Source organism: Streptomyces sp. NPDC030862 (genome assembly GCF_055571835.1).
In genome coordinates, this window is sequence record NZ_JBVIEN010000001.1 from 63,766 (window position 1) to 89,070 (window position 25,305).

The 25,305-nt window shown below is 72.3% G+C and carries 24 protein-coding genes; 10 read left to right on the forward strand and 14 right to left on the reverse strand.

Going from position 1 to position 25,305, the window contains the following annotated elements; translation table 11 throughout:
* Positions 1-259: 259 nt before the first annotated feature.
* On the forward strand, positions 260-712 hold the full coding sequence (locus ACZ42X_RS00355; protein WP_468282369.1) for a hypothetical protein: 453 nt from the start codon (positions 260-262) through the stop codon (positions 710-712).
* Between the two features lie 108 nt (positions 713-820).
* Here ACZ42X_RS00355 and ACZ42X_RS00360 read toward each other — a convergent pair whose 3' ends face one another.
* Positions 821-1,672 carry a hypothetical protein gene (locus ACZ42X_RS00360; protein ID WP_468282372.1) on the reverse strand — a complete coding sequence of 284 codons (852 nt, stop codon included), beginning with the start codon at positions 1,670-1,672 and terminating at the stop codon, positions 821-823.
* A 168-nt stretch (positions 1,673-1,840) separates the two neighbouring features.
* Between ACZ42X_RS00360 and ACZ42X_RS00365 the strand changes: the two genes are divergently transcribed.
* A complete protein-coding gene (locus tag ACZ42X_RS00365; RefSeq protein ID WP_468282375.1) occupies positions 1,841-2,881 on the forward strand; it encodes a vWA domain-containing protein in 1,041 nt (346 codons plus the stop codon).
* Between the two features lie 140 nt (positions 2,882-3,021).
* Here ACZ42X_RS00365 and ACZ42X_RS00370 read toward each other — a convergent pair whose 3' ends face one another.
* Together ACZ42X_RS00370 and ACZ42X_RS00375 are read right to left on the reverse strand one after the other, a co-directional pair.
* Entirely contained in the window at positions 3,022-3,348 is a 327-nt protein-coding gene (locus ACZ42X_RS00370; protein WP_468282378.1) for a hypothetical protein, read from the reverse strand.
* Positions 3,338-3,940, reverse strand: coding sequence for an RNA polymerase sigma factor (locus tag ACZ42X_RS00375; protein WP_468282381.1), 603 nt, complete (start codon positions 3,938-3,940; stop codon positions 3,338-3,340). Before ACZ42X_RS00375 ends, ACZ42X_RS00370 begins: the two co-directional genes overlap by 11 nt.
* Positions 3,941-4,294: 354 nt before the next feature.
* On the opposite strand from ACZ42X_RS00375, the gene thpR reads away from it, so the two are divergent.
* A complete protein-coding gene (gene thpR, locus ACZ42X_RS00380) occupies positions 4,295-4,876 on the forward strand; it encodes an RNA 2',3'-cyclic phosphodiesterase (RefSeq protein ID WP_468282384.1) in 582 nt (193 codons plus the stop codon).
* 98 nt (positions 4,877-4,974) lie between these two features.
* On the forward strand, positions 4,975-5,436 hold the full coding sequence (locus ACZ42X_RS00385) for a VOC family protein (protein ID WP_468282387.1): 462 nt from the start codon (positions 4,975-4,977) through the stop codon (positions 5,434-5,436).
* Positions 5,437-6,483: 1,047 nt separating this feature from the next.
* On the opposite strand, the gene ACZ42X_RS00390 is transcribed toward ACZ42X_RS00385, so the two are convergent.
* Positions 6,484-7,377, reverse strand: coding sequence for a polysaccharide deacetylase family protein (locus tag ACZ42X_RS00390; RefSeq protein ID WP_468282390.1), 894 nt, complete (start codon positions 7,375-7,377; stop codon positions 6,484-6,486).
* 240 nt (positions 7,378-7,617) lie between these two features.
* On the opposite strand from ACZ42X_RS00390, the gene ACZ42X_RS00395 reads away from it, so the two are divergent.
* Complete coding sequence (locus ACZ42X_RS00395) at positions 7,618-8,136, forward strand: hypothetical protein (protein ID WP_468282393.1); 519 nt, start codon at positions 7,618-7,620, stop codon at positions 8,134-8,136.
* 27 nt (positions 8,137-8,163) lie between these two features.
* Here ACZ42X_RS00395 and ACZ42X_RS00400 read toward each other — a convergent pair whose 3' ends face one another.
* The 6 genes from ACZ42X_RS00400 to ACZ42X_RS00425 form a co-directional block, all read right to left on the reverse strand.
* Entirely contained in the window at positions 8,164-8,358 is a 195-nt protein-coding gene (locus ACZ42X_RS00400) for a hypothetical protein (RefSeq protein WP_468282395.1), read from the reverse strand.
* Between the two features lie 119 nt (positions 8,359-8,477).
* Entirely contained in the window at positions 8,478-9,299 is an 822-nt protein-coding gene (locus tag ACZ42X_RS00405; protein ID WP_468282398.1) for a lipase family protein, read from the reverse strand.
* A 144-nt stretch (positions 9,300-9,443) separates the two neighbouring features.
* Positions 9,444-10,058 carry an isochorismatase family protein gene (locus ACZ42X_RS00410; protein ID WP_468282402.1) on the reverse strand — a complete coding sequence of 205 codons (615 nt, stop codon included), beginning with the start codon at positions 10,056-10,058 and terminating at the stop codon, positions 9,444-9,446.
* 66 nt (positions 10,059-10,124) lie between these two features.
* Positions 10,125-11,120, reverse strand: coding sequence for a GlxA family transcriptional regulator (locus ACZ42X_RS00415; RefSeq protein ID WP_468282405.1), 996 nt, complete (start codon positions 11,118-11,120; stop codon positions 10,125-10,127).
* Positions 11,121-11,366: 246 nt separating this feature from the next.
* Positions 11,367-11,594, reverse strand: coding sequence for a ferredoxin (locus ACZ42X_RS00420; protein ID WP_468282408.1), 228 nt, complete (start codon positions 11,592-11,594; stop codon positions 11,367-11,369).
* Entirely contained in the window at positions 11,591-12,784 is a 1,194-nt protein-coding gene (locus ACZ42X_RS00425) for a cytochrome P450 (RefSeq protein WP_468282411.1), read from the reverse strand. The genes ACZ42X_RS00420 and ACZ42X_RS00425 overlap by 4 nt, the downstream gene beginning before the upstream one ends.
* Positions 12,785-12,937: 153 nt before the next feature.
* On the opposite strand from ACZ42X_RS00425, the gene ACZ42X_RS00430 reads away from it, so the two are divergent.
* Together ACZ42X_RS00430 and ACZ42X_RS00435 are read left to right on the forward strand one after the other, a co-directional pair.
* Entirely contained in the window at positions 12,938-13,606 is a 669-nt protein-coding gene (locus tag ACZ42X_RS00430) for a TetR/AcrR family transcriptional regulator (protein ID WP_468282414.1), read from the forward strand.
* 109 nt (positions 13,607-13,715) lie between these two features.
* Positions 13,716-14,357, forward strand: a complete 642-nt coding sequence (locus ACZ42X_RS00435; protein ID WP_468282417.1) for a carbonic anhydrase — start codon at positions 13,716-13,718, stop codon at positions 14,355-14,357.
* 100 nt (positions 14,358-14,457) lie between these two features.
* Here ACZ42X_RS00435 and xdhC read toward each other — a convergent pair whose 3' ends face one another.
* From xdhC to ACZ42X_RS00450, 3 genes are read right to left on the reverse strand one after another with little or no spacing between them, the layout of a single operon-like run.
* Positions 14,458-15,279, reverse strand: coding sequence for a xanthine dehydrogenase accessory protein XdhC (gene xdhC / locus ACZ42X_RS00440; RefSeq protein ID WP_468282420.1), 822 nt, complete (start codon positions 15,277-15,279; stop codon positions 14,458-14,460).
* Position 15,280: 1 nt separating this feature from the next.
* Positions 15,281-17,662 carry a xanthine dehydrogenase molybdopterin binding subunit gene (gene xdhB, locus ACZ42X_RS00445; protein WP_468282423.1) on the reverse strand — a complete coding sequence of 794 codons (2,382 nt, stop codon included), beginning with the start codon at positions 17,660-17,662 and terminating at the stop codon, positions 15,281-15,283.
* Entirely contained in the window at positions 17,659-19,149 is a 1,491-nt protein-coding gene (locus ACZ42X_RS00450; RefSeq protein WP_468282426.1) for a xanthine dehydrogenase small subunit, read from the reverse strand. Before ACZ42X_RS00450 ends, xdhB begins: the two co-directional genes overlap by 4 nt.
* A 626-nt stretch (positions 19,150-19,775) precedes the next feature.
* On the opposite strand from ACZ42X_RS00450, the gene ACZ42X_RS00455 reads away from it, so the two are divergent.
* Positions 19,776-20,138, forward strand: a complete 363-nt coding sequence (locus tag ACZ42X_RS00455; protein WP_468282429.1) for a hypothetical protein — start codon at positions 19,776-19,778, stop codon at positions 20,136-20,138.
* Between the two features lie 191 nt (positions 20,139-20,329).
* Positions 20,330-21,163, forward strand: coding sequence for an SCO2400 family protein (locus ACZ42X_RS00460; protein ID WP_468282432.1), 834 nt, complete (start codon positions 20,330-20,332; stop codon positions 21,161-21,163).
* A gap of 28 nt (positions 21,164-21,191) precedes the next feature.
* Here the strand turns inward: ACZ42X_RS00460 and ACZ42X_RS00465 are convergent, their stop codons facing one another.
* Positions 21,192-23,210, reverse strand: coding sequence for a hypothetical protein (locus ACZ42X_RS00465; RefSeq protein ID WP_468282435.1), 2,019 nt, complete (start codon positions 23,208-23,210; stop codon positions 21,192-21,194).
* 433 nt (positions 23,211-23,643) lie between these two features.
* Here ACZ42X_RS00465 and ACZ42X_RS00470 point away from each other — a divergent pair, with 433 nt between their 5' ends.
* A complete protein-coding gene (locus tag ACZ42X_RS00470) occupies positions 23,644-25,209 on the forward strand; it encodes a TROVE domain-containing protein (RefSeq protein WP_468284067.1) in 1,566 nt (521 codons plus the stop codon).
* The last annotated feature ends 96 nt before the right edge of the window (positions 25,210-25,305 follow it).

Consider the following 25,305-nt stretch of genomic DNA (forward strand, 5'->3'; position numbering starts at 1 on the left):
GTTTCGGTCATCGTCCTGGCCGGTCCCGCACTGCTCCCGCACTGCGCTTGCTCCAGGCGGTATCCGCGCTCCAGCCGGCCATCACCTGTTTGCCGTGCTTCTGCGTCTACCGACCCGCTCGCATGGCCGTCGGCTTCACTCACCGCCGTGAGAGGCCTCGTGCAGCCGGGCCTGCCCGGCGAGGGCCGGTGTTCGTGTGTGCGACGATCACAGGATGCGGCGGCAATGAGGCTGATGATCTTTTCCCGAGAGGAGTCAGGTGGAGGACGACGAGATACGCTCGCACTTCGACGGCCGTGCCCGAGTCGAGCTGCTGCCCGGCCAGTTCACCGCCGCGAGGCAGCGCCGGGCCGACGACATAGCCCACGCGCTCGGCTACCGGCTGCTCACCGTCCACAACGTCTGGCCCAGCGGTGTCCGGCTCGTCTACGAGCGCGACGACGCGCCCCAGGCACGCCGCCGCAGGGAGCTGACCATCGCCCGGCTACGCGCTGGTGGCCCGCTGTTGTCGGACATCGAGCCGCCCCCGCCACCACCGCCGGGCCCGCCGCCTCCGGCACCCACCGGGCCTCCCCGGCAGCCGCGCCGCCCGCCCACGGAGCCCCCGCCGCCCCCTGCCAGCGCGCCACCAGCGGGGCCCCGGATTCCGCCACGGCCTCCCTTCCCGCCTCCCCCGCCTCCACCTCCACCCCCGAACGCCCCAGCCGCCTGACGGACTTGTCCCGTGCCGACGTGATGCCCCGCGTGGCTCGCCCACGCGGCTGCGACAACGCAGCTGCGAGCGGCACGGGATGCCGGAGCGACGACGAAGGTGACGGTCCTACGACGCCGCCCCGACGTCCGCCTGCCTCGGATTGGGGTTCTTGGCAGCGGTCTCGGGCAGCAGATCCCCGGACAGCGTCACGGGCACGACGCGGCTGCGTGCGCCCTCCGAGCCGTACATCAGGGTCCTGCCGTCGAGGGTGAACGTGACGGACTCACCCTGGCGTTGCAGCGGTACGGCGGGCCGGCCGATCTCGGTGGGCCGGCCGTCGCGCCAGCGGTAGGCGCGGGCTTCGAAGTAGCCGCGTACGACGAGCCGGGTGCCGTCGGGCGAGAAGGCGCCGTCGGTGGCCCAGACGTTGATGTCGGCGACGCGCTGGAAGGTATTGACGCCGGAGGGCGAAAGAGCGGTGGGCGACTCGTAGAGTGCGCCCTTGCCGGACCTCTTCTTGCTGACGATGTAGGCCCGCCCGGTCTTCGGGTGGACCATCAGCGATTCGGCGTCGCGGGGCCCGTCCTCGTAGCGCACGGTGTAGCGGACGGCGGGGAGGGTGGCGTCCTTGAGCTGCGTGGGCTCGGGGAAGCGGTAGATCCACACCTCTGACCAGCCGCTGCGATTGTCCCCGATGTCGCCGAGGTAGAGGTTGCCGTCGGGCCCGAGCGAGACGGCTTCGACGTCGCGCGGGTCGACCCCGGCAAGGGTGAGGGTGGCGACCGTCCGCCCGGTGCGGCTGTCGACGGCGTACACGTGGGCGCCGTCACCGCTGTCGTTGTGCGTCCAGTAGACACCGGGATGCAAACGGCTGGCGGCGAGACCGCTGGACTCCTTGATGCGGGGGTCCTCGATGGTGAACGCGGAGGGCGCTCGTTCCTCGGCGCCGGCGGGGGGCGACCGTGGCCATGGCGGCACACAGAGCGGCGGCGAGCACGGTCGTGATGCGTCGACTGATCATGCCCGGTGAACGATCGAGTACCGGCCCTGTCACACGGTCAGCGCCCCGGCCCGGTCTGGATCAAGATCGATTGTCAGTGGTGGGTGAGAGGATCTGAGCATCACGTCGGAAGAGGGGGAACATTCATGTCGGGACGTCAGAACTACATCAATCACGTTGCTCTTGTGCTGGATGCCAGTTCGTCCATGTCACACCTGAGCCGTAAGGTCATCGAGGTCGCCGACCAGCAAATCGCCTATCTGGCGCGCCGGTCGGAGGAGTTGGACCAGGAAACCCGCGTCACCGTGTACGTCTTCGCGGGAGAGGTGGAGTGCGTCATATACGACAAGGACGTGCTGCGCATGCCGTCCTTGAAGCAGTTGTACCGGGTCGGTGGAATGACGGCGCTGCTGGCGGCCACGCTGAAGTCACAGAGTGAGCTCGCGCAGACGGCGCAGCTGTACGGGGACCACAGCTTCCTGACGTTCGTCCTGACCGACGGTCAGGAGAACGCGAGTCATCGGTGCCCGGATGCCTTTTCCCGTGATCAGGGGGAGTTGGTGCAGGCCGTGGCCAAGATGATCGAGACCCAGGAGGACAACTGGACGCTCGCCGTGCTCGTGCCGGACCAGATGGGCAAGCGCGAGGCCATGCAGTACGGGTTCCCCAAGGACAACATCGCCATCTGGGACGCCACGAGCACACAGGGTCTGGAGGAGGCCGGGCAGGTCATCCAGGAGGCCACCGAGAAGTTCATGGTGGGCCGCACCAAGGGCATCCGGGGATCGCGGGCGGTGTTCTCCACCGGCGCGGACGCGGTCAACAAGGACACCATCAAGGCAGCCGGTCTCACGCCGGTGGATCCGTCCCAGTACCAGCTCATTCCGGTGACCCGCGCGGCGGCCATCCGGGAGTGGGTCACCGAAAACGGGCACACCTACCGCACCGGAGGTGCTTTCTACCAGCTGAGCAAGACGGAAAAGATCCAGGCCCGAAAGCAGATCGCGGTGCTGGAGAAGAAGACGGACCGCGTGTACACGGGGCCGGAAGCGCGAGCCCTGCTCGGCCTGCCGGACATGGAAGTGCGCATCAAGCCGGACCACAACGACGACTTCACGATATTCGTGCAGAGCACGAGCGTGAATCGGAAGCTTGTGCCGAACACGCGGCTTCTGCTCATGAACTGATATCGCGAAATCGCACCCGTCAGCCCAAGCCGGCTCCCGTTCGCGGTGTGCGCGCGCTTTATACCCGGTCCATCGGTGTCAGGAAAGCCGAACAGCTGCTCGCCGTCTTCCGCGCCACACAGTCCTGTCGACCGGCAGGACTAGCTTCCGGCGCGGGTCAGTTCGCACCTCCCCTCCGCGCAGGAGCGGCGTAGCCGGCCGGCCGAGACCGTCTCCACGAGGCCGATCGCCCAGCACATCGGGCAGCCGCGCAGCGCGACCAGGCCGGCCGGGGCGAGCAGGAGGCTCGCCGGGCCGGCGACCGGAAGCAGGGCCAGGGACGCGGCGAGCGCGCCGAAGCCGACGGCGCCGCGGGCCAGATGGCGCGGGACGGTGGCGCTCGCGAAGCCCCTGCGCGCCGGTGCGTCACGCGCGCCGGCGGCACCGGGGGTGGCGTGAGGTGTCGTCGTGGTCGGATCAGGTGCCATGGTCGGTGCCCTTCGTTCCGGCCGGTTCGTCGCGCAGTGCTTCCCTTACCGCCGAACGGGCGCGGTGGAGGCGGGATTTCATCGCGGCGGTGCTGAGCCCGAGCCGGTCGGCGACGGTGCGGCCGGGCAGGCCCTGGATGTCCCGCATGACCAGCACCTGCCGCTGGTCGTCGGGCAGGGCCGCCACGGCGGCGGCGACGCGTTCGGCCTCCAGACGCAGCAGGACGTCCTCCTCGGCGGAGCGTGCCGTGTCGCCGGACGCGTCGGACCGGCCCGGCGTGCCGAGCCCGCCCGGCACGTCGGCCCCTTTGCGAGGGAGCAGGGCACGGGTACGCCGCAGGCACTCGTTGCGGACGATCCGGAACATCCACGACGCCAGCGCCCCGGAGGCGCGCAGCATGCCGATCTTGCGGTAGAGGATGATCAGCGCTTCCTGGGCGGCGTCCTCCGCGTCTTGGGGTGTGGCGCACAGCGAGTGCGCGAACCGGTGCACGTGCGGGTAGGAGCCGTACACCAGCGCGGTGAGCGCCTCGGCGTCGCCGCGTTGCGCCGCGGCGACCAGGGTCGCGCCGGGCCAGGTGGGGTCAGCCACGCTGACGCCTCCGGCGGCGCAGCAGTGCGGCGGTGCACGCGCACAGCAGCAGCACGGCGGCCGCGGCGGCGATGACGGCGGTGGTCATGGGGTCCTCCTGGTAGGGGTGCGCGGCGGACACGGTCGTCCGCACACTTATGAGAGGCGCGACGGGCGCGGAAGGATTCACGCTGTCCGCACTCCGGTGGTGCAGGACCCTCCGCGCGTGCGAGTCCCCCGGGCGGTGGCGGGCGGACGAGGGCCCGGTCATCGTCCGTTCGCCCACTCCTCCGCCCGTTCCTCACCGGGTGGCGGCACCGGTCGTCGGCCTGTCCCGCCGTCGACGTCGGGCGCCGGTGGTGTACGAAGTCCTTCGTGAACGAACAGATTCCGGCCGCGAGCATCCGCGTCTTCATAGCCCTCGCACCGCCCGACGACGCCAAGGAGGAACTGGCGCAGGCGATGCGTCCCGCCTACGACGCCTATCCGCGCCTGCGGTGGAACCGCATCGAGGACTGGCACATCACCCTGGCGTTCCTCGGTGAGCTGCCGAGGTCCGCCGTCTCGCTCCTGCAGCCGCCCCTCGCGGAACTGGCGGCCCGGCACCGGCCCCTGCACCTGGCCCTGCGCGGCAGCGGACACTTCGACGAGCGTGTGCTGTGGAGCGGAATCGGCGGCGACCTCGAAGGTCTGCGACTGCTCGCCGGCGAGGTGCGGACGCTGGTCAAGGAGCACGGTGTCGCCTTCGCCGACCGGCCGCTGAACCCGCACCTGACCCTCGCCCGGGCCCGCCGCGACGACACCTCCAGCGTGGTGCAGGCCGCCGCGGGGCTCTCCGCGTTCACCGGCCGTACATGGCGGGCCGAGCGGCTGCACCTGGTCGGCAGCAACTACGGCCGCGGCCCGGGCCCGATCCAGTACCGCGACGTCGACTCCTGGCTCTTCAGCGGCAGGTAAGGAAAGCGGACCGATTCTGTCCGCTACGGATGTCAGGGTGGCCCTCTGTACCGAGACGAAGCCGTCGAGACGAAGCCATGACGAACGGAGCGACCCCGATGAGCCGCCACATCCAGATCACGTTCGACGCCCGCGACCCGCGGGCGCTGTCATCCTTCTGGCGCGACGCGCTGGGCTACGTTTACCCGGGCCCGCCCGGGGCCGACCTGCCCGAGGGCGCCGACCCGCTGGCCGCGTGGGACGACTTCCTCGCGCGGATCGGCGTACCGGAGGAGGAGCGCACCACGCGGTCGGCCCTCGAGGACCCGGACGGGCATGGCCCGCGGCTGTTCTTCCAGCAGGTCCCCGAGGGCAAGATCGCCAAGAACCGCGTGCACCTCGACGTCCGTGCGGCTCCGGGACTGCAGGGGGAGGAGCGGATGGCGGCGCTGGAGGCCGAATGCGACCGGCTCGTCGCGCTCGGAGCGACGCGCGTACGTCGCTTCGAGCCCGCTCCCCCGATGAGCGCGGGGTTCATCGTGATGACCGACCCCGAGGGCAACGAGTTCTGCCTGGACTGACCCGGGCATCGGCCGAGCCCATCAGGCCCGGCCGTCACGCCCCGCCGTCACGCTGGCCCTGCGGGAAGGCGGCCAGCACGCCTTCCCCTTCGTGCCACACGATGAGCCATCCGGCCGCCTCCACCGCCGAGGAAACCGAGGTGAGCCAGGCCGGGGCCGCGCGAACGTGTGGGCGCCTGCGGCTGCGGCTGCGGCTGCGGCTGCCAGGAGGCGACCGGTCCATGGCCTGGGTGCGGGGCCGTGGGACCGTAGGTGACCGGCTGCCCCGGCGGTCCGTACCCCGGCGCCGGCGAGAACCCGGAGGGCGAGGGACCGGCAGCCGCGGGCGCGGCGGGTGCGGACTGCGGTACGGAGCGCGGCGCCGGTTGGGGCGCCGGCTGGGGGCCGCCCCGCATGCCGAGCTCCGCCTTCCCCAAGCAGCTTCACCGCACCGAGGGCGATCAGCACGACCGCACCGCCGACAACCGGGAGTTGCCGTTCGCGCCCCAGCCGACGCCCTCGAACAGCAGTCGGCCGGCCGCCGAGCACGAGGAGCACCAGCAGCCCGTTGAGGTAGGCCGCGAGCGTGGCGGCGCTGCGCGCGCTCGCCAGGTAGGCGACGGGCGAGCGCCACGCGTCGGGGGTGAGCTCGCGCAGGCTTCGCCGCAGACGCGACACCCGGAGGAAGGCACCGCCTCCGATGGCGAGGGCGAGCAGCCCGCCCAGCGCCGCGACGAACCCGGACGGTCGCTGGGTGAGACCGAAGTGCAGCCCACCGGCGGTGAACGGGACCCCGGCGAAGAGCGTCAGAACGAGCAACCGGGTGGTGTTCTGTATGCGGCTCATCAGCCGCCGCGTCTCCGCCTCGGCGGGCGGCACCTCGTGGGACGGCGGCTGGCGCGGCATCGGTGCGGCGCCCTGCTGACCATGCGGCAGGCCGGACTGCAGGGAATCCCCCGTTCTGTACGGTCTCGACGGTCGGCGCGGCGGCGATCGCGCCGGCGCGCCGCCGAGCATGCTATGCCGTCCCCTGCCTGGCGGAATCCACCGCGGGACCAGCCACTTTGCTCACCGGCCGCCGTGGCAGCCGCCCCCCGGCGCGCGCTGTGCGCCGCCGCCTCCGCGGAGAACGGTACGGAGGTCGATGACGCGGTATCCCCGGGCGTTGAACGCGTCGAGGATGAGCGGCAGGGCCTGGGCGTCGATCACCTCGCCGCCGCCGTCGCGGGCGCCGACGTGCATCTGCAGGATGGCTCCCGGGCGCAGGGCGTCCAGCGCTCTGCGCACCGCGCGGTCCACGGTCATGCCGCCCTCGGTGCCCTTCCATCCGTTGGTGTCGGTGGTGAACTCCACGTCCGCGAGCCCGAGTGCGTTGACCTCCTCGATGTGAGCGGGGCTGGTCTCGCTGTAGGGGAAGCGGAAGAACGGCGTGCGGGCCGCTCCCGCGCCGGCCGCGCGCAGGGCCCGGTCCGCCGCGAGGACCTCGCGGACTCTGCCGGCCACCGTCAGGTCCTTGAAGTAGGGGTGGCTGTAGGAGTGGTTGCCCAGGCCATGCCCGGCGGCCGCGATCCGCCGGACCACCTGGGGGTTGCGGTCGGCGAACTCGCCCGTGAGGAAGAACGCGGCAGGCGTCCGGCGGCGGGCCAGGTCGTCGAGGACGCGGTCCAGGCCGGCGTCGTTCCACGCCGCGTTGAACGTCACCGCGACGGCCCTCTCGCAGGTGCGGATCACGCGGTTCTCCGAACCGAACAAGGACCGCAGGCCCTCCTCGTCGTCGCCCACGGCCGCCGCAAGGCGGGGAGACCCCGTCCGGGCAAGCGCGCCCGCGGCCGAAGCCGAAGCCGGGGCAGGGGCCGCGGCCGGCGGGGCAGCGCCGTACGAGACGGCGAACAGGGCGGCTGCTGCCACGAGCAGGCGGCGGGACAGGTAACCGTGTGCGGTGAACAGACCACGCGTCGTCATACCGGCCTCATCGGCCGGCCGTTGCCCGCTCTTGAGCGCGGACGGCCCCTGTCGCGTACGACAGCGTGTCGCGTACGTCTGTACGTACACCGCCTTCCGAAGCGTGTCGGCGGCCATCTCTCCGATACGACTTGTACGCGCGAGCGGGTGATACGCGGGCCGTTGTGCTGCGGTGCGGAAGCCCGCCCTTCTACGAATCGGCGTGATGAAGCACACCGCCGCCTCCCCGTTGGGAAGACCATGAACAAGCATGTCGCCGCCGCCCTCGCCGCAGCCGCCCTCGCGATTCTGGCCGCCGCCGGCTACGTCACCCACCGGCACGTCACCGCTCCCTCCGCGCGGAGCGAGACCGTCACCGTCCACGCCCCCGAAAGCGCCCGGAGGGTCGCCGGCAGCGCCGACGACGTCTTCCACGCCACCGTCGTCCGCCACGCCGGGCGGCGTACCATCGCCGAGATCCCCTCGGACCTGTACGAGGTGCGCGTCGGGCACGTCTTCAAGGGCGGGGTGCGCGGCACGATCACGCTGACACAGCCCGCGGACAAACCACGCCTGGCCATCGGCGGGAAGTACGTCTTCGCCACCGCGTCGTGGCACGACGCGAGCGACGAGCACGCCGTTCTGGCGGACGCCCGCCCCGCCCCGGCAGCCGACCTCGGCGCGCCCGTGCGGGGAGCGGGTGGCGGCTCGGCGCCGACCGTCGCCGAGTACTGGCGGGACGCGGTCGATCACCAGATCGGCGCCGCCCGCTCGTCGTGACAGGGGCCGGCGGCCCGCCGCTGCGGGTCAGCCGAGCTGGTCCTCAGGGTGCGCCTGGGTCTTCAGCGTCCAGTACTCGCCCAAGCAGCCGGTCGGCAGCGGCGGGAAGCGGTGGCCCTTCACGTCCGTACTCCAGTGGTGCTCGCCGCCGCAGTCGCACTCGTAGATCCCGCTGGCCGGCACGATCTCGCCGGGGTGCCACGACGTCTTCTCCTCGCCCATGCACCCAGGTCTACGACGCCGGCCGCGAGGCCGCCACCCGGGCGTCCGAACGGCCCTGGGGGCCGGGTCGGCGGCCGTGCGGTGAGATCTCCCCCGCCGGCCTGGTGGCGGAGCGGCGGTCAGTTCAGGTTCTTCTCCAGGGCGGAGACGTACCGGTGCATGAGGTGGTCCCGAACTCCGTCGCTCGCCGGTGCGAGGAGGTCGGCGGTCGCGCCCTTGACGCGGTCGGTCAGGATGCCGAGCACCGGCATGGAGGTGCGGATCCTGCCGTGGGAGTCGATGTAGCGCAGCGTGTCGACATGGGTGTACGCGGGCTCCGGGGGGAGCTGCGGGACGATGTCGTTGTTGTTGACGAAGCGGTGCAGCCGGTCCTTGAAGCCCTTGTTGCAGGCGGCTGCGAGCAGCCGGTCGCAGGTGCGGGGCTGGCCGTAGGTGTAGATGCCGTCGGCCTGGAGGCGTGGCTCATCCAGGTACATGCGGCAGCCGGCGAGCATCGCGAGGGCGCCGCCGAGGCTGTGTCCGGTGAACCAGACGGTCTGGTCGCCGTCGCGGAGTTCGGCGAGGGCGTCCCTGACGGCGGGGAAGACGGAGTCGAGGGCCTCGCCGAAGCCGTAGTGGATGTAGCCGGTGCCTGCGGGGCCGGGCCAGGGCGGGGTGGTGGCGTCGGAGAGCCAGTCGCGGATCTGCGCGGGCTCGGTGCCCCGGAACCCGGTGATGATCATGTGGTCGCTGGCCATCGTGTACGCCTGGGTGTCCTGGAGGGGGAACGGCGGCGTGAACCGGGTGTGGTGGTGGCGTACCTCGTCGAAGCCCCACTCGCGGGCCTTGCGTGCGATGGTCGCCTCGTCCTTGTACGCCAGGTCGGCGGCCTGGGCCATCCAGTAGGCGAGCTGAACGCTGTAGCCCCTGGCGTGGTGGTCGATGGTGGAGGGCACGGTCATGGCGGGTTCCTTCGTGTCGCGGCGTCGCCCGAGAGGGGCGGAAGGCACAGGGTCCGTATCCCCGTCGGCCGCGGCCGAGCCCTGTGCCCCCTGCCGTTGTTCACCCGAAAGGCCTTCGCCCCCCTCCGGGCCCTCCCCCAGCCGTCACGCCGTGAGGTCCCGCACCCGGCGCGCTATCGGGCCGAACAGGTCGGCGATGGTGGCCAGGGCGGCGTTGTGGAGGGCCTCGGCGGGCAGGGCGGTGCCGTCTGGGGCGGGCAACGCGCGGGTGGCGGTGGCCTCGGCGACGACGGTGGGACGGTAGCCGAGGTTGAAGGCGCCCTGTGCGGTGAAGGTGACGCACATGTGGGTCATGAATCCGGCCAGCACCAGTTCCGGACCCGCGCCGAGCTCGCCCAGCGTCTTCTCCAGCTCGGTGTCGTGGAAGGCGTTCGGGACCCGCTTGACCACCACCGGCTCCCCCTCGACCGGGGCGACTTCGGGGCTGATGGCGCCGATCTCGGCGCGGATGTCGTACGGGGTGCCCTCGCCGCCGTCGTTGACGACGTGCACCACGCGCGCGCCCTGCGCCCGGGCGGCGGACAGCAGCCGCGCGGCGGCGGCCAGGGCCTCCTCGGCTCCCTCCAGGGCCATGACGCCGGTGCGGTAGGTGTTCTGGAAGTCGATCAAGACGAGGGTGGCGTCGGCGAGGTTCGGCAGCTCGTTGTGCAGACCGATCACGTCGCGCAGTGTCGCGGACACGGGCGTGGGCGTGGGCATGGTGGTCTTCCTCTCGAAGGGGGGTGAAGCCGGGCCGGTACTGATCCGGGCCGGGCTGTCGGCCCGTCAGGCCGTGGTCGTACGGAACCGGCGCCGGTACGCGGCGGGGCTCGTGGCGATCTGCCGCCGGAAGGCGCGGTGGAGGGTCTCCACCGAGCGGAGCCCGGTGGCCCGGGCGATCTCCTCCAGGGGCTGGTCGGTGGTTTCCAGCAGGCGGCGGGCGGCCTCCGCCCGCAGGGCCTCGACGTACGCGGCGGGGGTCGTCCCGGTCTCCTGGGTGAAGACGCGGGCGAAGTGACGCTCGCTCAGGCACATGCGGGCCGCCAGCGCGGCCGCCGACAGGTCCGCGGTGAGGTGGTCGGCGACGTACAGGCGCAGCTCGTCGATGTCCCTGCGGGACGCCGGCGGCCGGCTGATCGGAACGCTGAACTGGCTCTGGCCGCCCTGTCGTTTGAGGTACACCACCAGGTGCCGGGCGACCGCGAGCGCGAGGTCCTCGCCGTGGTCCTCCGCGACCAGGGCGAGCGCCAGGTCCAGGCAGGCGCTGATGCCCGCCCCGGTCCACACCCGGCCGGAGCGGATGAAGATCGGGTCGGGGTCGACGGTGACCCGGGGGTGGTCGGCGGCGAGCCGGTCGGCCGTGGACCAGTGGGTGGTCGCGGCCTTGCCGTCCAGCAGGCCGGCCGCCGCCAGCAGGTGCGCACCCACGCACACGGAGGCGATCCGCCGCGCGTGGGGAGCGGTGTCCCTGATCCAGTCCACGACGTGGCGGTCGATCCGGGGCCGGGGGCCGTCGGCGTGCGCCTCGACCGCGCCGGGGACGAGGAGCGTGTCCACCGCGGCGCCGACGTCGGCGAAGCCGATGTCGGTGACGAGGCGTACGCCCGCCGCAGTGGCGACCGCCTCCCCGGCCTGGCCGGGCCCGGCCAGGCGCACTTGGTAGCGGGCGCGGCCGCGCGACTCCCGGTTGGCCAGCGTGAAGACCTCGGCCGGCCCGGTGACGTCGAGGAGGTCGACGTCGGGGAAGACCGCGATCACGACGCGGTGACTGATCTTGGACATGTCCACATCGTCGGCGCCAGGCCGGTACGGCCGCAATGACGAGCTTGTGTCACATCCGGACGCCCCCCGAGGCGGGCGGGAGGGCCGTCTACGGCTCCCTCACAGGGACTCGACTGATCCCGCTCGGCCCGGGCCGGACCCGCTCGGCACCGACCGGTCCCGACCGGTTCCGACCGGTTCCGACCGGTTCCGGTCGCCCGCCCGGGACTGGGACCGGGGCCGGGCGACCGGGACGCGGCGCGTGTGTCAGGGGCGCGGGCCGACGGTGCGGTGGCCCTCGCGCACGACGATGGCCAGCGCCGGGCAGGAGTCGGCCGCGTCCAGGGCGCGTTCGTCGGGAGCGAGGAGCTCCTCGCAGACCGGCTCCGCCCGCTCGCCCTCCAGGCGGAACAGGTCCGGGGCCAGGCCCGCGCACATGCCGGAACCCATGCACTGGTCCTGGGCCACCTCCAGGGTCCAGGTCACCGCGGTCACCACCCCACCGGCATCACGCGCGGCCCGCGGACCAGCATCTCGTTCTTCCAGGCGACATCACCCGCGAGGTGGATCCGGGGGAAGCGGGTGATCAGCGCCTGGAGCGCCTCCTGGAGTTCGAGGCGGGCCAGCGGCGCGCCCAGGCAGTGGTGGACGCCGTGGCCGAAGCCGAGGTGCTGCACCCCGGTGCGGGTGACGTCCAGCCGGCCCGGCGCGTCGAACTTGAGCGCGTCGCGGTTGGCCGCGCCGACCGCCACCAGCACCGGCTCCCCCGCGCGTACCAGGGTGCCGCCCACCTCGATGTCCTCCTTGGCGTAGCGGGGGAACGCCGCCGCGCTGCCGAGGGGGACGAAGCGCAGCAGTTCCTCGACCGCGCCCGCGATGAGCTCCGGCCGCTCGCGGAGCAGCTGGAGCTGGTCGGGGTGTTCGAGGAGCGCGTAGAGGAAGTTCGGGATCTGGCTGGCCGTGGTCTCGTGGCCGGCCACGAGGATGCCGACGCACAGGTCGACCAGTTCCAGCTCGGTGAGCCGGTCCCCGGTGTCGCGGGCCTCGATCAGCCCCGTCATCAGGTCGGGGCGGGGCCTGACGCGGTGGTCCTCGATCAACGCGGCCATGTAGGCGCGCAGGTCCTCGCGGTGGCGCAGGAACTCCTCGGCGGTCAGCGAGCTCGTGGACAGGGCCGCGTCGCTCCACACCCGGAACTTGGGCCGGTCCTCCTCCGGGACGCCCAGCATCCGGCAGATCACGGCGACCGGGATGGGCAGCGCGTACGACTCGACGAGGTCGGCGGGCGGTCCGGCGGCCTCCATCTCGTCGAGGAAACCGTGCGCCAGGTCCCGTACCTGCGGGCGCAGCTTCTCCACCTGGTGGACCGTGAAGGCCTTCGCCACCAGCGTGCGCAGCCGGGTGTGCTCGGGCGGGTCCATGCTGAGGATGCCGGCGTCCTGCCGCCCCTGGGACTGGCGGGGCTCGTCGTGCTGCAGTGCGTCCGCCCGGCTGAAGCGCCGGTCTCCGAGGACCAGGCGGGCGTCGGCGTACCGGGTGGCCAGCCAGGCGGGCTCGCCGTAAGCCATCCGTACGCGTAACAGGCCGGGGCGTTCGAGCGCCTCGGTGTACGCCTCGGCCAGGCCGAGCCCTTCGGGTTCGTTGAACGGGTAGACGAGCGGGGCCTGCTCGTCAGTGGTCGTCATCGGGGGTGACCTCCCTGGTGTAAGCAGCTGCTTACGAACCTATGGTGGGGCGGTTGGACAGTCAACGGCGCCCGGGGCGAGGGGCCTTGGACGATGCGCCGGACGAGGGAGGGGTGGCGGAAAATGGCGGTTGCGAAGGCTGTGGGGGAGGCGGTGGGTAAGCCTGCGGCGGAGGCCCGGCCGGCGGTCGACGGGGCGGGGGCGGAGCCTGCGCAGACGGGCACGACGACCCGGGAACGGTTGCTCACGGCCGCGTCGGCCCTGTTCGCCGAGCGGGGTTACGACCGGGCGACGGTACGGGACATCGCCGCCCGCGCGGGGGTCAATCAGGCGCTGCTGTTCCGCCATTTCGGCTCGAAGCAGGCCCTCTTCGGTGAGGTGGTCACGCAGGGCGGGCACGAGCAGCTGCGCAGCACGCCGCCGGAGCGGTTGGTCGAGGTCGTGTTGCGGAGCCTGCTGCATCCCACCTCCGAGGGCGGGCACGCGGGGACGGACCGGTCGCTGGAGACCCTGCTGCGTTCGGTGGGCGGCGACGACGAGGTGGGGGCGGTGGTGACCGCGCTGGGTGACGAGTACGCCCGCGCCCTGGCCACCCTCAGCACCGCGGACGACCGGGGGCTTCGCGCCGATCTCGCGCTGTCGTGGCTCCTGGGCATCGGCCTGATGCGGGTGGTGGTCGGCAGGCAGCCCCTGGCCGACGCCGACGCCGACGACGTGTGCCGTCTCGTCGGGGGCGCCTTGGGCCACCTGCTGGAGGGGCTGCCCGCGCCGGCCGGGCGCGGTGGCGCCGACGAGTCGTTCACCGGTGAGACCGCGCGGTGACATGTGCCGGCCACGGTGGGGGGACACGGTCCGGGATACTCGCGGATCATCCGGACATCAGCGGGCCCCGCTGCGGCTTCCCGCGAGGTCAGGGCCGTAATCTGGTCCCATGACTCCTGCCCAGACGTTGACGCCCCGTGAAGCCTTCGAGGTGCTGCTGGCCGGCAACAAGCGATTCGTCGCTGGTTCGCCGGAGCATCCCAACCAGGACGCCGCCCGCCGGGCCGAGACCGCGCCGGCCCAGTACCCGTTCGCCGTGCTGTTCGGCTGCTCAGACTCCCGGCTGGCCGCCGAGATCGTCTTCGACCGCGGACTCGGCGATCTCTTCGTCGTACGGACCGCCGGTCACGTGGTCGGATCCGAAGTGCTGGGGAGCATCGAGTACGCGGTCAGCGTGCTCGGCAGCCCCTTGGTCGTGGTCCTCGGCCATGACGCCTGCGGCGCGGTCGCGGCCACCCGCGCGGCCGTCGAGGAGGGCACGGCCGTCGGCGGGTACGTGCGGGACGTGATCGAGAGGGTGACTCCCAGCGTGCTGGCTGCCCGCGCCGCCGGGCACACCGAGGACGCGGACTTCATCACCGGGCACATCCGGCACACCGTCGATCTGCTGCTGGACCGCTCCAAGGTCCTGGCCGAGGCCGTCGCGGGCGGCCGGGCCGCCGTCGTGGGCCTGTCCTACCGGCTCGCCGACGGCACGGCCCATCTGATCACCACCCGAGGCCTCGACCCGGAAACCGCCTCCGTCTCCTGACCTCCTGGCCCCTGCCCCCTGACCTCCTGGCCGCCGGCCCCTCTCCGCGGGTCGGCGGCCCATTCGTCGTGTTCACGGGCCCGATGGCCGATCGCAAGGGCTACCGCGCCGGTCGGCGGTGTTCCCGCTCGAAGGTCAGGAGCAGGTCGGCCGCGACGCTCACCGCGATCGTGGCGGGTTCCTTGCCGGTGATCCCGGTGATGCCGATCGGGGTTCTGATCCGGTCGATGGTGGCGGCGTCGTGGCCGCCCTCGGTGGCCAGACGGTGCCGGAACCGCGTCCACTTGGCGGCCGAGCCGATCAGTCCGATCGAGCCGAGACCGGTGGTACGCAGGGCGGCGTCGCACAGCGCCGCGTCCTCGGCGTGATCGTGCGTCATGATCAGGACGTGGGTGCCGGGCGCCAGCTCGCCGAGCACCTCCTCCGGTAGCAGCGGTGTGTGGTGCACGTGGACCTGCGCCACCGCGTCCGCGAGCACGCCGAGCCGTTCGTCGGTGAGCATGCCGGAGCGGGTGTCCACCAGGTGCAGGTCGAGGTCGTGGCGCGCCAGGATGCGGGCCAGCTCCAGCCCGACGTGCCCGACGCCGAAGACCGCCACCGCGGGGACCACCGGCAGCGGTTCGAGCAGGACGGTGACGGCGCCGCCGCAGCACTGCACGCCGTGCCGGCTGGTCACCTTGTCGTTGAGGGCGAACTCCATGAGCTCCGGCTCCGCGTCGGGCGTGGCGATCAGCTCGCGGGCCCGGTCGATCGCGACCGCCTCGATGTTGCCGCCGCCGATCGAACCCCAGGTGTCGGTCCGTCCCACGACGAGTTTGGCGCCGGCCTTGCGGGGTGCGTGGCCGCGCACGGTCGCGACGGTCACGAGCACGCCGGACTCCCGGCGGGCTCGCAACCGCGCGACCGCGGACACCCAGGTCATGTCAGGCATTGCTGAGAGCGGTCGCGTGGGCCGGGGCCTCGCCGCCCTTGCCGCCACCGCGGGCCGCTTCGATCGCCCAGTACACGGCCTCCGGTGTCGCCGGGGAGGCCAGTTCCACGCTGACCCCGTCGGGCCCGAACGCCGCGGCGGCCTGCCGCAACGCCTCACGCACCGAGAAGGCCAGCATGAGCGGGGGCTCCCCCACCGCCTTGGACCCGTACACCGCGCCCTCTTCGGTGGCGTTCTCGAGCAGCGTGACGTGGAACTCCTCGGGCATCTCCGAGAAGCTCGGCAGCTTGTACGTGCTCGCCGCCTGCGTCAGCAGCCGCCCGCGGTTCGGTCCGTCGCCGGTGTCCCAGCGCATGTCCTCGAGCGTCAGCCAGCCCGCGCCCTGCACGAAACCGCCCTCGACCTGGCCGATGTCGATCATCGGAGAGAGGCTGTCGCCCACGTCGTGCACGATGTCCACCCGCCGGATGCGGTACGCGCCGGTGAAGCCGTCCACCTCCACCTCGGTCGCGGCGGCGCCGTGGGCGAAGTACTTGAACGGCGAGCCCCGGAAGGTCTTGGCGTCCCAGTGCAGGCCCTCGGTCCGGTAGAAGCCGGCCGCCGACAGCTGGACGCGCTGGAAGTACGCGGTGCGCACCAGGTCGTCCCAGGCCAACTCCTTGTCGCTGCCGAGCGCCCGTGCGACGCCCTGGACGATGCGTACGTCCGAGGCGTTCGCCCCCAGCTGGGTGGCGGCCACCTGGAGCAGGCGCTCGCGCAGCTGCTCGCAGGCGTTCTTCACCGCCGCGCCGTTGAGGTCCGCTCCGGCGCTGGCGGCGGTGGCGGAGGTGTTGGGCACCTTGTCGGTACGGGTGGGTGCCAGCCGCACCTTGTGCAGCGGGATGCCGAGCGAGGTCGCGGCGACCTGCAGCATCTTGGTGTGCAGGCCCTGGCCCATCTCGGTGCCGCCGTGGTTGATCAGGACGGAGCCGTCCTTGTAGATCAGCACCAGCGCGCCGCCCTGGTTGAAGGCGGTCAGGTTGAACGAGATGCCGAACTTCAGGCCGGTGATCGCGAGCGCCCGCTTGGTGTGCGGGTGCGCGGCGTTGAAGGCCGCGATCTCGCGCCGGCGGTCGGCGATACCGGCGTTCTCCTTCACCTGCCGCCAGACGGCGGAGATCCGTTCGGGGCGGGTGACCGGCTGTCCGTACGGCGTCGTCTGGCCCTGCCCCGGCCGGTAGAAGTTGCGCTCGCGCAGCTCCGTCGGGTCCAGGCCGAGCAGCGGCGCGCACCGGCCCATGATGTCCTCGATCACCAGCATGCCCTGGGGGCCGCCGAAGCCGCGGAAGGCGGTGTTGGAGACCTTGTTGGTCTTGGCGATGCGACCGGCGACGCGGGCGTTGGGGATCCAGTACGTGTTGTCGATGTGGCACAGCGCGCGGGCCACCACCGGCTCGGACAGGTCCAGGCTCCAGCCGCCGTCCGCGGTCAGGGTGGCGTCCAGGGCCTGGATGCGGCCGTCGGCGTCGAAGCCGATCCGCCACGTGGCGTGGAACCCGTGCCGCTTGCCGGACATGGTCAGGTCCTGGGTGCGGTTGAGCCGCAGCCGCACCGGGCGGCCGGTCAGCTTGGCGCCGAGCGCGGCGACGGCCGCGAAGCCGTGCGGCTGCATCTCCTTGCCGCCGAAGCCGCCGCCCATGCGCAGGCACTGCACGGTCACCTCGTGGCTGTGCAGGCCGAGGACGTGCGCGACGATCTCCTGCGTCTCGGACGGGTGCTGGGTGCTGCTCTGGACGACCATCTGCCCGGCCTCGTCGACATGGGCGAGCGCCGCGTGCGTCTCGAGGTAGAAGTGCTCCTGCTCGGAGAACTGGAACTCGCCGGTGAAGACGTGCGCGGAGTCGGCGAAGCCGGCGTCCACGTCGCCCGTCACCATCATGGGCCGGGCGCCGTGGAAGCTGCCCGCCTCGATGGCGTCCCGCAGCGTGACGATGGAGGGCAGTTCGTCGAGCTCCACCTCGACGGCCGCCGCACCGAGCCGGGCCGCCTCCAGGGTTTCGCCGAGCACCCAGGCCACGGCGTGGCCGTGGAACATGACCTCGTCGGGGAAGAGCGGTTCGTCGTGCTTCATTCCGGCGTCGTTGACGCCGGGCACGTCGGCACCGGTGAGCACGCGGACCACACCGGGCACGGCGAGTGCGGGTTCGGTGCGCAGCGCGGTGATCCTGCCGTGGGCCTTCATGACCTGGACCGGGTAGGCGTGCAGCACGTCCTTGGTGCGGTGGACCAGGTCGTCGGTGTAGAGCGCGGCGCCGGTGACGTGCAGGTGGGCGCTCTCGTGCGGCATCGACACGCCGACGGCGGGGTTTTCGGGACGCTCGGACAACTGGCTCATGACGACACCGCCTCGGTGGTTTGCGCGTACAGCTTCCGCAGGCTCTGGCCGAGCATCGCGGAGCGATATCCGGCGCTGGCGCGGTGATCGTCCATCGGCGTGCCCTGGGCCCGCAGCACCTGGGCCGCGGCCTCGACGGTCTCCGCCGCCCACGGCTCGCCCTCCAGGGCCGCCTCGGTGGCGAGGGCGCGGATCGGGGTGGCGGCCACGCCGCCCAGGCCGATGCGTGCCGTGCGGACGACGCCGTCCTGGATGTCGAGCGCGAAGGCGACGGCCACGCTGGAGATGTCGTCGAAACGCCGCTTGGCGATCTTGTGGAAGGCGACGACCGGCGAGAGCGGCAGCGGGACGCGTACCGCGCGGATCAGCTCATCGGGACGGCGAACGCTCTGCCGGTAGCCGGTGAAGTAGTCGGAGAGGGGGACCTCGCGCTCTCCGTCGGCGTCGGCGAGCACCACCGACGCATCCAGCGCGAGCAGCACCGGCGGGCTGTCGCCGATCGGGGAGCCGGTACCCAGGTTGCCGCCGAGGGTCGCGCTGTTGCGGATGAGCCGGGAGGCGAACTGCGGGAACAGTTCCGCCAGCAGCGGGACGCTGCCGTCGAGGCGGCGTTCGATCTCGGTGAGCGTCAGCGCCGCCCCGATCTCGATGTGGCCGGCTTCGAAGCGCAGCTCCCGCAGTTCGGGCAGCCGGTCGATGGCGACCACGCAACTCGCCCGGCGGGAGCGGATGTTCACCTCCACGCCCCAGTCGGTGGATCCGGCCACCACCACCGCGTCGGGCCGCTCGCGCAGCAGCCGCAGCGCTTCGGCCAGGGTGCCGGGCCGCAGGAACGTGCTGTCGCCCTGGGCGTACGCGGTGGCGACCGGTGCGGGCGGGGACTGCTCGCGGCGCTGGGCCAGCGGGTCGTCCTCGGCGGGCTCACCGACGGCGAACGCGGCGTCGCGGATCGGGCGGTAACCGGTGCAGCGGCACAGGTTTCCGCTCAGTGCGTGCAGGTCGAAGCCGTTCGGCCCGTGCTCGGGGTCGGTGTCGGTCTCGGTGTCGGTGTCGGTGTCGGTGTCGGCCGGTTCGGCGTGCGCACAGCGGCCGGGCCGGTAGTACTCGGCGGCCATGCTGCAGATGAAGCCCGGTGTGCAGTAACCGCACTGGGAACCGCCGCGGACCGCCATCTCCTCCTGCACCGGGTGCAGCACGGCGGGCTCGCCGGCTTCGCCGGTGGTGGCGAGACCCTCGGAGGTGACGATCTCCTGACCGTCGAGGGCCGCGACCGGGACGAGGCAGGCGTTGACCGCCACCCAGTCGGTGGGCTTGTCCGTCCCGGGACGGGCCACCAGGACGGAACAGGCACCGCATTCCCCCTCGGCGCAGCCCTCCTTCGTGCCGGTGAGACCGCGCTCGCGCAGGAAATCCAGCACCGTGGTGTGGGGTGCTGCCGGGGAAATCGGTGCTTCTTTCCCATTGACCGTGATCCGCGCCGCTACCATGGCACGTCCTCATTTCCGGGCGCGGTCGATCTGATGGTCCAAGTCGCCATGTGAAAGCCTTCTATTTCGGTGGCGCAGCTCAAGAACCCGCGCAAACCGGCACGTAACGACGTGCCGCAGGCGGTGAAGGAAACCAAAAGGATGGCAAGATACCGGGCCCGCGTGGGGGCAGACCGGAAAAGGGCTGCTTAGCAGCCGTGTGCTACACGACCCGGAACCCAGGCGGCCTGGTGGGCGAGGCGATGCAGGTCGGAGAAGATTGACATCCGACTTCGCCTCCTTTCCAGCGCTCACGGGTCGGTGCGCTGAAATTACGTCCCCGCACGTCCATCGGTCAAGCTCCGGGTGGGCTCTGCTGACCTGACAGGCCGTCAGCGGTGCGGTTGGCGCCCCTGTTACCCGAGTTGGCCGAAATGAGCTTCAGACTGGGGGGCCGGCAGCGAGCCCGCAGCACCGGCTCGCCGGGACGGGTTCGCGGACTTACCAGGCCAGATCGAGGCATGGCGGTCAGTCCGCCCCCGCTTCCCGCCACCACGGGGCCACGGCGCCCGAGTGGCTGAAAATCGATATCGAATCGCAGGTTTGGAAGGCGTTTCGCGTGCTCGGGCCTGGCAAGCAGGCAGGGCATGAACAGTCCCCATGATCCAGTCCCCGCGCACGACACGTACGCCCCTTATGGCCCGGACGGACATACCCGGCGCCACCGGGACGGCACCGGAGCCGACCGCGCCGCGTTGGTCATCCACACGATCGCGGACGTAGCCGCGACCTTCCTCGGCCTGTGGATCCTGCTGTATCTCCTGGAGGCGAACCAGGGGAACTCCTTCGTCGGCTTCGTGCACGACGTGGCGGGCTGGCTCGCCGGCTGGTCCCAGGACATCTTCACCATGGAGAGCGAGATTCTGCGGGTGATCCTGCATTACGGTCTGCCCGCCGCGATCTACCTTCTGATCGGCCATGGGATAGCTGCACGGGTACGCCGCCTCTGACCGGATTCGCCCCGAGTCGGCTCGGTACGGAGCCGGGGCCCGCGGAAGCGCAGAAGGAGAATGCCGCGGGCCTCGGTGAATCTTCACAGCAGCATGACAAGGACTGCGCACCGCCTTCAGGGAACGCGGTTAGCGTTACGGCCGCCCAAGCCGCGTCCCCTGGCGGCGCAGTCAGCACGGAAAGATCGCGGATGGACTACTGCACCTCATGCCGCCGGATTCTCAACGGGGCACTCGTGTGCCCGGGGTGCGGTGCCTACGCCCCCGACATCGCCCCGCCCACCCATCGCCATCCCGCAGCGGTCACCTCGACGGCCACGACTCTGGAGGTCCCGGTCGCCGAGGAGGCCCCCGCTCCGGAGTCCCCGCCCGGCGGCCCCGAGGGCGCCTCCGCCACGGGGCGGGGCCGCGCGGCGCGGCGCCGGCAGCTGGCGCGCTGGAGGAAGCACCGTCGCCGGGCCGTGGCCGCGACGGCCGTCGCGCTCTTCGGTGGTGGTCTGACCGTCGCCGCGCTGCAGACGAACCGGCCCTCCAACAGCCACGCACAGGCCGCGTCGCCGCCGGATCCGGTGACTCCGGCGGCGCCCGGTCGGGTCGTCGTGGACACGGGAACGGCCGGTACGGGCACGGCCGGTGAGGCGAAACCTCGTCCGGCAACGCCCCGCGCGGCGTCGACCGCCACGCCGCCTCGGCAGCCGGGCGCCTCGGTCACGGGGCAGGAGGACGCGAACCCGGAGCGCCGTACCGTCCCCAGCACGGTCCAGCGCACCACGCCGGCGCAGGCTCCGGAGCGGACGTCTGGCCAGGCCCCTCCCCCGGCCGCGGCCCCCGCTCCGGTCCCTGCCCCTGCCCCTGCCCCTGCTGACGGCGGAACCGGCCCGTATGCGAGCACCCCGGAGCCCGGGAGCCCGGAGGGGGCCCGGGGAGCCGAGGCCACCACGCTGGGCGGCCTGCTGCCGGCCCCGGCAACGCCCGACCCGACGTCGCCCGCGTCGCTGTGTCTGATCGGTGTGTGCCTCGGCTAGGTCTCGTGGCAGCAGGTCCCCCACGGCCTCATCGCAGGCCGTGGGCGAGCCGGTCCCCAGGGGCCGGAGAGCCCGCGAGATCTCCGTCCACCGCGGCGTCGTGTCCGGTGCTTCGGCATTCCGCGGTCAGCAGCTCCTCGATCGTGCCGAGCTCCGGGCGCCGCGGATCGCAACCCGCCAGTCGGTGGTACAGCCGATGCCAGGCGGCTTCGTCCGTCACCGGCAGGTGCGTACGGACCAGGGCCGTGAGCTGCTCCACCGCTTCGCCGATCTGCGGCGGGGCGTCCGATCGGTGCCGGGCGTCGCCGAGGTGGCGCAGTACGCACGGGCCCCGGCCCACCCGCCGCAGCAGGTCCTCGGGGGTGACGAGCCCCTCCGTGAGCAACTCCTCGAGGGGGCCCGTCTCCTTCTCCTGATCGCTGCTGTAGCCCAGTCCGGCCCACAGCGTGCCCCCGTCCGCGAGCCAGTTCGCGGTGTAGGAGCGGTGCCTGCGGTAGTCGCCGCGTATCGCGTCGATGTGGCGGGCCGCCACGTCGGGCGGTGTGCCGGGACGGTTCACCATCTGTGGCCAGTACCGGAACGGCTCGCGGGCGTGCTCCGCCTCCAGGTAATCCCAGTCGGGGTCCGCGATGAGCTCCATCAGCCGGTCCGCGGCGCGCGCGCCGGCCCGCGGGCCGAGGCGGCGCAGGCGCGAGGCGAGCTTCGGCGTGGTCAGCTCCTTGTCCGCCCGGGCGCGGAGGGCCGCGAGCGGGTCGGCGGTGGCCAGCGCCTTCTCGCAGATGCGGGTGACCGCCGGGCCCACGAATCCGGTGGCGAGCAGGGCCGACAGCCGGGCCGGTCCCCCGTGCCGCAGCACGTTGAGGCAGCCCGTCAATTGCTCCGGCATTTTGAACGACGCCCGGTGCGTGCTCGCGAACGCCGCCTCGACGAGTTCCGGCTCGATGGCGTGGAGGCAGTCGGGAAGCGCGCCCCACGGGATGCGGTCGACGTACGGTGCGAGCGGCACCGCCGGGTCGGTGAGGGCCTGGCGGCGCTCCTCGGCGCAGACGTAGAAGTGATTGTCCAGGACGGCGAGGTGGATCTTCGGATCGCCGTACTCCAGGAGCCGTAGCGCGGTGCCCCGGGTCAGGTCGATCCCGCGGGCGATCACCAGCAGGGCTTCACGGTCCCCCCTGCGCAGGAAGTGCTCCAGGACCGCCCTGGGCGTGCCGTGGCGGAGAGCGACGACGTACTGGGCCAGCGAAGTGCCCGCACCGGGTGGCAGTTCGGGCATCAGGGCGTCCAGGACGTCGGCGCCGCACCGCAGCAGTACCTCGCCCGTCGGCCACCACCACTGACCGTGGAACAGCTGGTCCTCGGTCTTGCGGCCCGTGGGCCGGCGGTCGGGCAGCAGGCGGGCGGGGTCGACCGCCTCCGTGTCCTGGGACCGCTGTACCAGGGCGGGCCAGCTGAGCCGGGTGCCGGGGCCTGCGCCACCGGGCCGGCACGCGTCGTCGACGGTGGTGAGCAGCTTGAGCCAGGCGGTCGGCTCGGTTCCCAGGGTGGTCGTCAGGTACCTCCGCACCTCCCGTTCGAAGGCGCGACGGGCCCGGCTGAGGTCGGACTCCATGGGGACCGGCATCGTCCAGCGCGCCGGGTACGCCTCGACGACGTCGCCCGGCGTGAGCGTCCCGGCCTCGTACGCCGTCGCCAGCCGGTAATCGAGGGCGGAGCGGCGGCCGGCGGTGAGCGGGAATTCCGCCACGTCATGCCGCAGGCGCTCGAGTGCCTCGCGCCCGTCGGCCGGAGGCGTCGGGTGGAGCACCTGGGCGTCCGCCGGCAGGTCGCAGCGGCGCCATGCCTCGGCCAGCCACTCGGGGCGGCCCACCGACCGGGGGTACCGGTTGCGAGGCGTACCCCCCAGACGGTGCACCACCTCGGCATCAGCGGGCAGCGGAGGGGCGACGCCCCCGTTCTGTTCGGCGGCCAGGCGACGCAGGAGGTCGATGGCGGCCACCGCCGCCCGGTGGACCTCCACGTACCGTGCGTCGTACGAACGGGTTCCCATGATGTGTCTCCCCCGATGGTTGTTCTCCGATCAAGGACAGTGGACCACGGAGGTCTGACAGTGGGACAGGAAGGGATCGGACCGCGAAGCCCCTTCCCCGACCCTCCCCCGACCTTGCGAGGGCGGGAGGAGGCCCTCGCTCCCCGGGCTCCCGCCTTAATCGGTGGTGGGCGGCTCGGCGGCCCTTGTAGGGTTGGCGTCGCGACCGCGCCTGACGATGCGCTCGGCTGCGGCTACTTCTTTCGACAACCAAGTGACGCCGCCGCCCCTTTGATCTCGGCAGGCGCGGGCGTCTTCGCCCGCCGGGCCCTGTGGCCGGGGCCGTACCATTCTTTGGATCCGGGGGGATTCGCTGCCTCGTTACACCCGACGCGTCTCGAAGATGTGGTCCGAGATGCTCGTGGCGCCGCATGTCGCGGCGGCCGCGCGCTCCATGCCCGCCCCGACACCGCACCTCCACAGGCCCCCGGAGCCGGAGTTCCGCACGTACCCGGGCGGTCCGGCCTTGGTCCGGGAGCCCCGCGAGGAGCTCTTCCTCCTCGCGGTCGGCAACTTCGTGTCCCAGGAGACCTTTTACGAGAGCGGCCGGGAACGCGACGACCGGTACGCCCGGCTCGTCGGTGAACTCGCCGTCGAGGATCCCGTCTGGACGGCCGGCCTGCTGCGCTGGCTGCGCGGCGAGGGCAACATGCGTACCGCGTCCCTGGTGGGAGCCGCCGCGTACGTACGGGCCCGGCTCGAGGCCGGGGCGACCGGAGGCCCGTCCAACCGGTCCGTGATCGACTCGGTGCTCCAGCGCGCCGACGAGCCCGGCAAGCTGCTCGCCCACTGGTTCACGGCGTACGGGCGGAACGTGCCGCAGCCCGTGAAGCGGGGCATCGCCGACGCCGTACGCCGGCTGTACACGTCGCGGTCCCTGCTCAAGTACGACACCGCGTCCAAGTGGTTCCGCTTCGGCGACGTGCTCAACCTGGTGCACGCCTCGCCCGACCCGGGCAAGCCCTGGCAGGGAGCGCTCTTCCGGTACGCCCTGGACCGCCGCCACCACCCGGAGCGGGCGGTGCCGCCGGCCTCCGATCAACTGCTGACCGCGCACCGGGCGCTGATGGAGATGCCGGTGGAGGAGCGCCGGGCGGTGGTGACCGGGCCGGACGGCGCCGAGCGGCTGGCCGAGGCGGGCATGACGTGGGAGGCCCTGGCGGGCTGGCTCCACGGGCCGATGGACGCCGCCGTCTGGGAGGCCGTGATCCCCGCGATGGGCCCGATGGCACTCCTGCGGAACCTGCGCAACTTCGACGAGGCGGGAGTACCGGACGAGGTCGCGGCGCGGGTCGCCGCGCGGCTCGCGGACCCCGCCGAGGTCGCCCGGTCCCGGCAGTTCCCCTTCCGCTACCTCGCCGCGCACCGGCACGCGCCGTCGCCGCGCTGGGCGGACGCGCTGGAACGGGCGCTGGGCCACTCGCTTGCCAACGTGCCGTCGCTGCCGGGGCGGACGCTGATCCTGGTGGACCGGTCCGACTCGATGTTCTGGGACACGGTCTCCGAGCGGTCCACGCTGACCCGGGCGGACGCGGCGGCCGTCTTCGGCGCCGCGCTGGCGATGCGGGCCGAGCAGGCGGATCTGGTGGAGTTCGGCTGGGGCAGCGCGGCGGTGCCGTTCGAGCGCGGTGAGCCGGTGCTGGATGTGATGAAACGGTTCCGCAGCATGGGGGGCACCTACACCGCGAAGGCGTTGCGCAAGCACTACCGGGAGCACGACCGGGTCCTGATCGTCACCGACGAGCAGACCGCCGCCTACGACCCGGGCGGGCCGACCGAACCGGTCCCGGCGGACATCCCGGTCTACACGTGGAACCTGGCCGGCTACCGGCCCGCCCACGGACTCAAGGGCCCGCACCGCCACACCTTCGGCGGCCTCACGGACGCCGCGTTCCGGATGGCGGGCCTCATCGAGGCGGGCCGCGAGGCCGCTTGGCCGTGGACCGCTGATGCGGCCTGATCCGGACTGATCCGGACTGATCCGAGTTTGCCGGGCGCGGGGCGCGGGGCCCTGGGCCCTGGACCCGGGCGCGTACCGCCGATCGGGCGAGAGCCG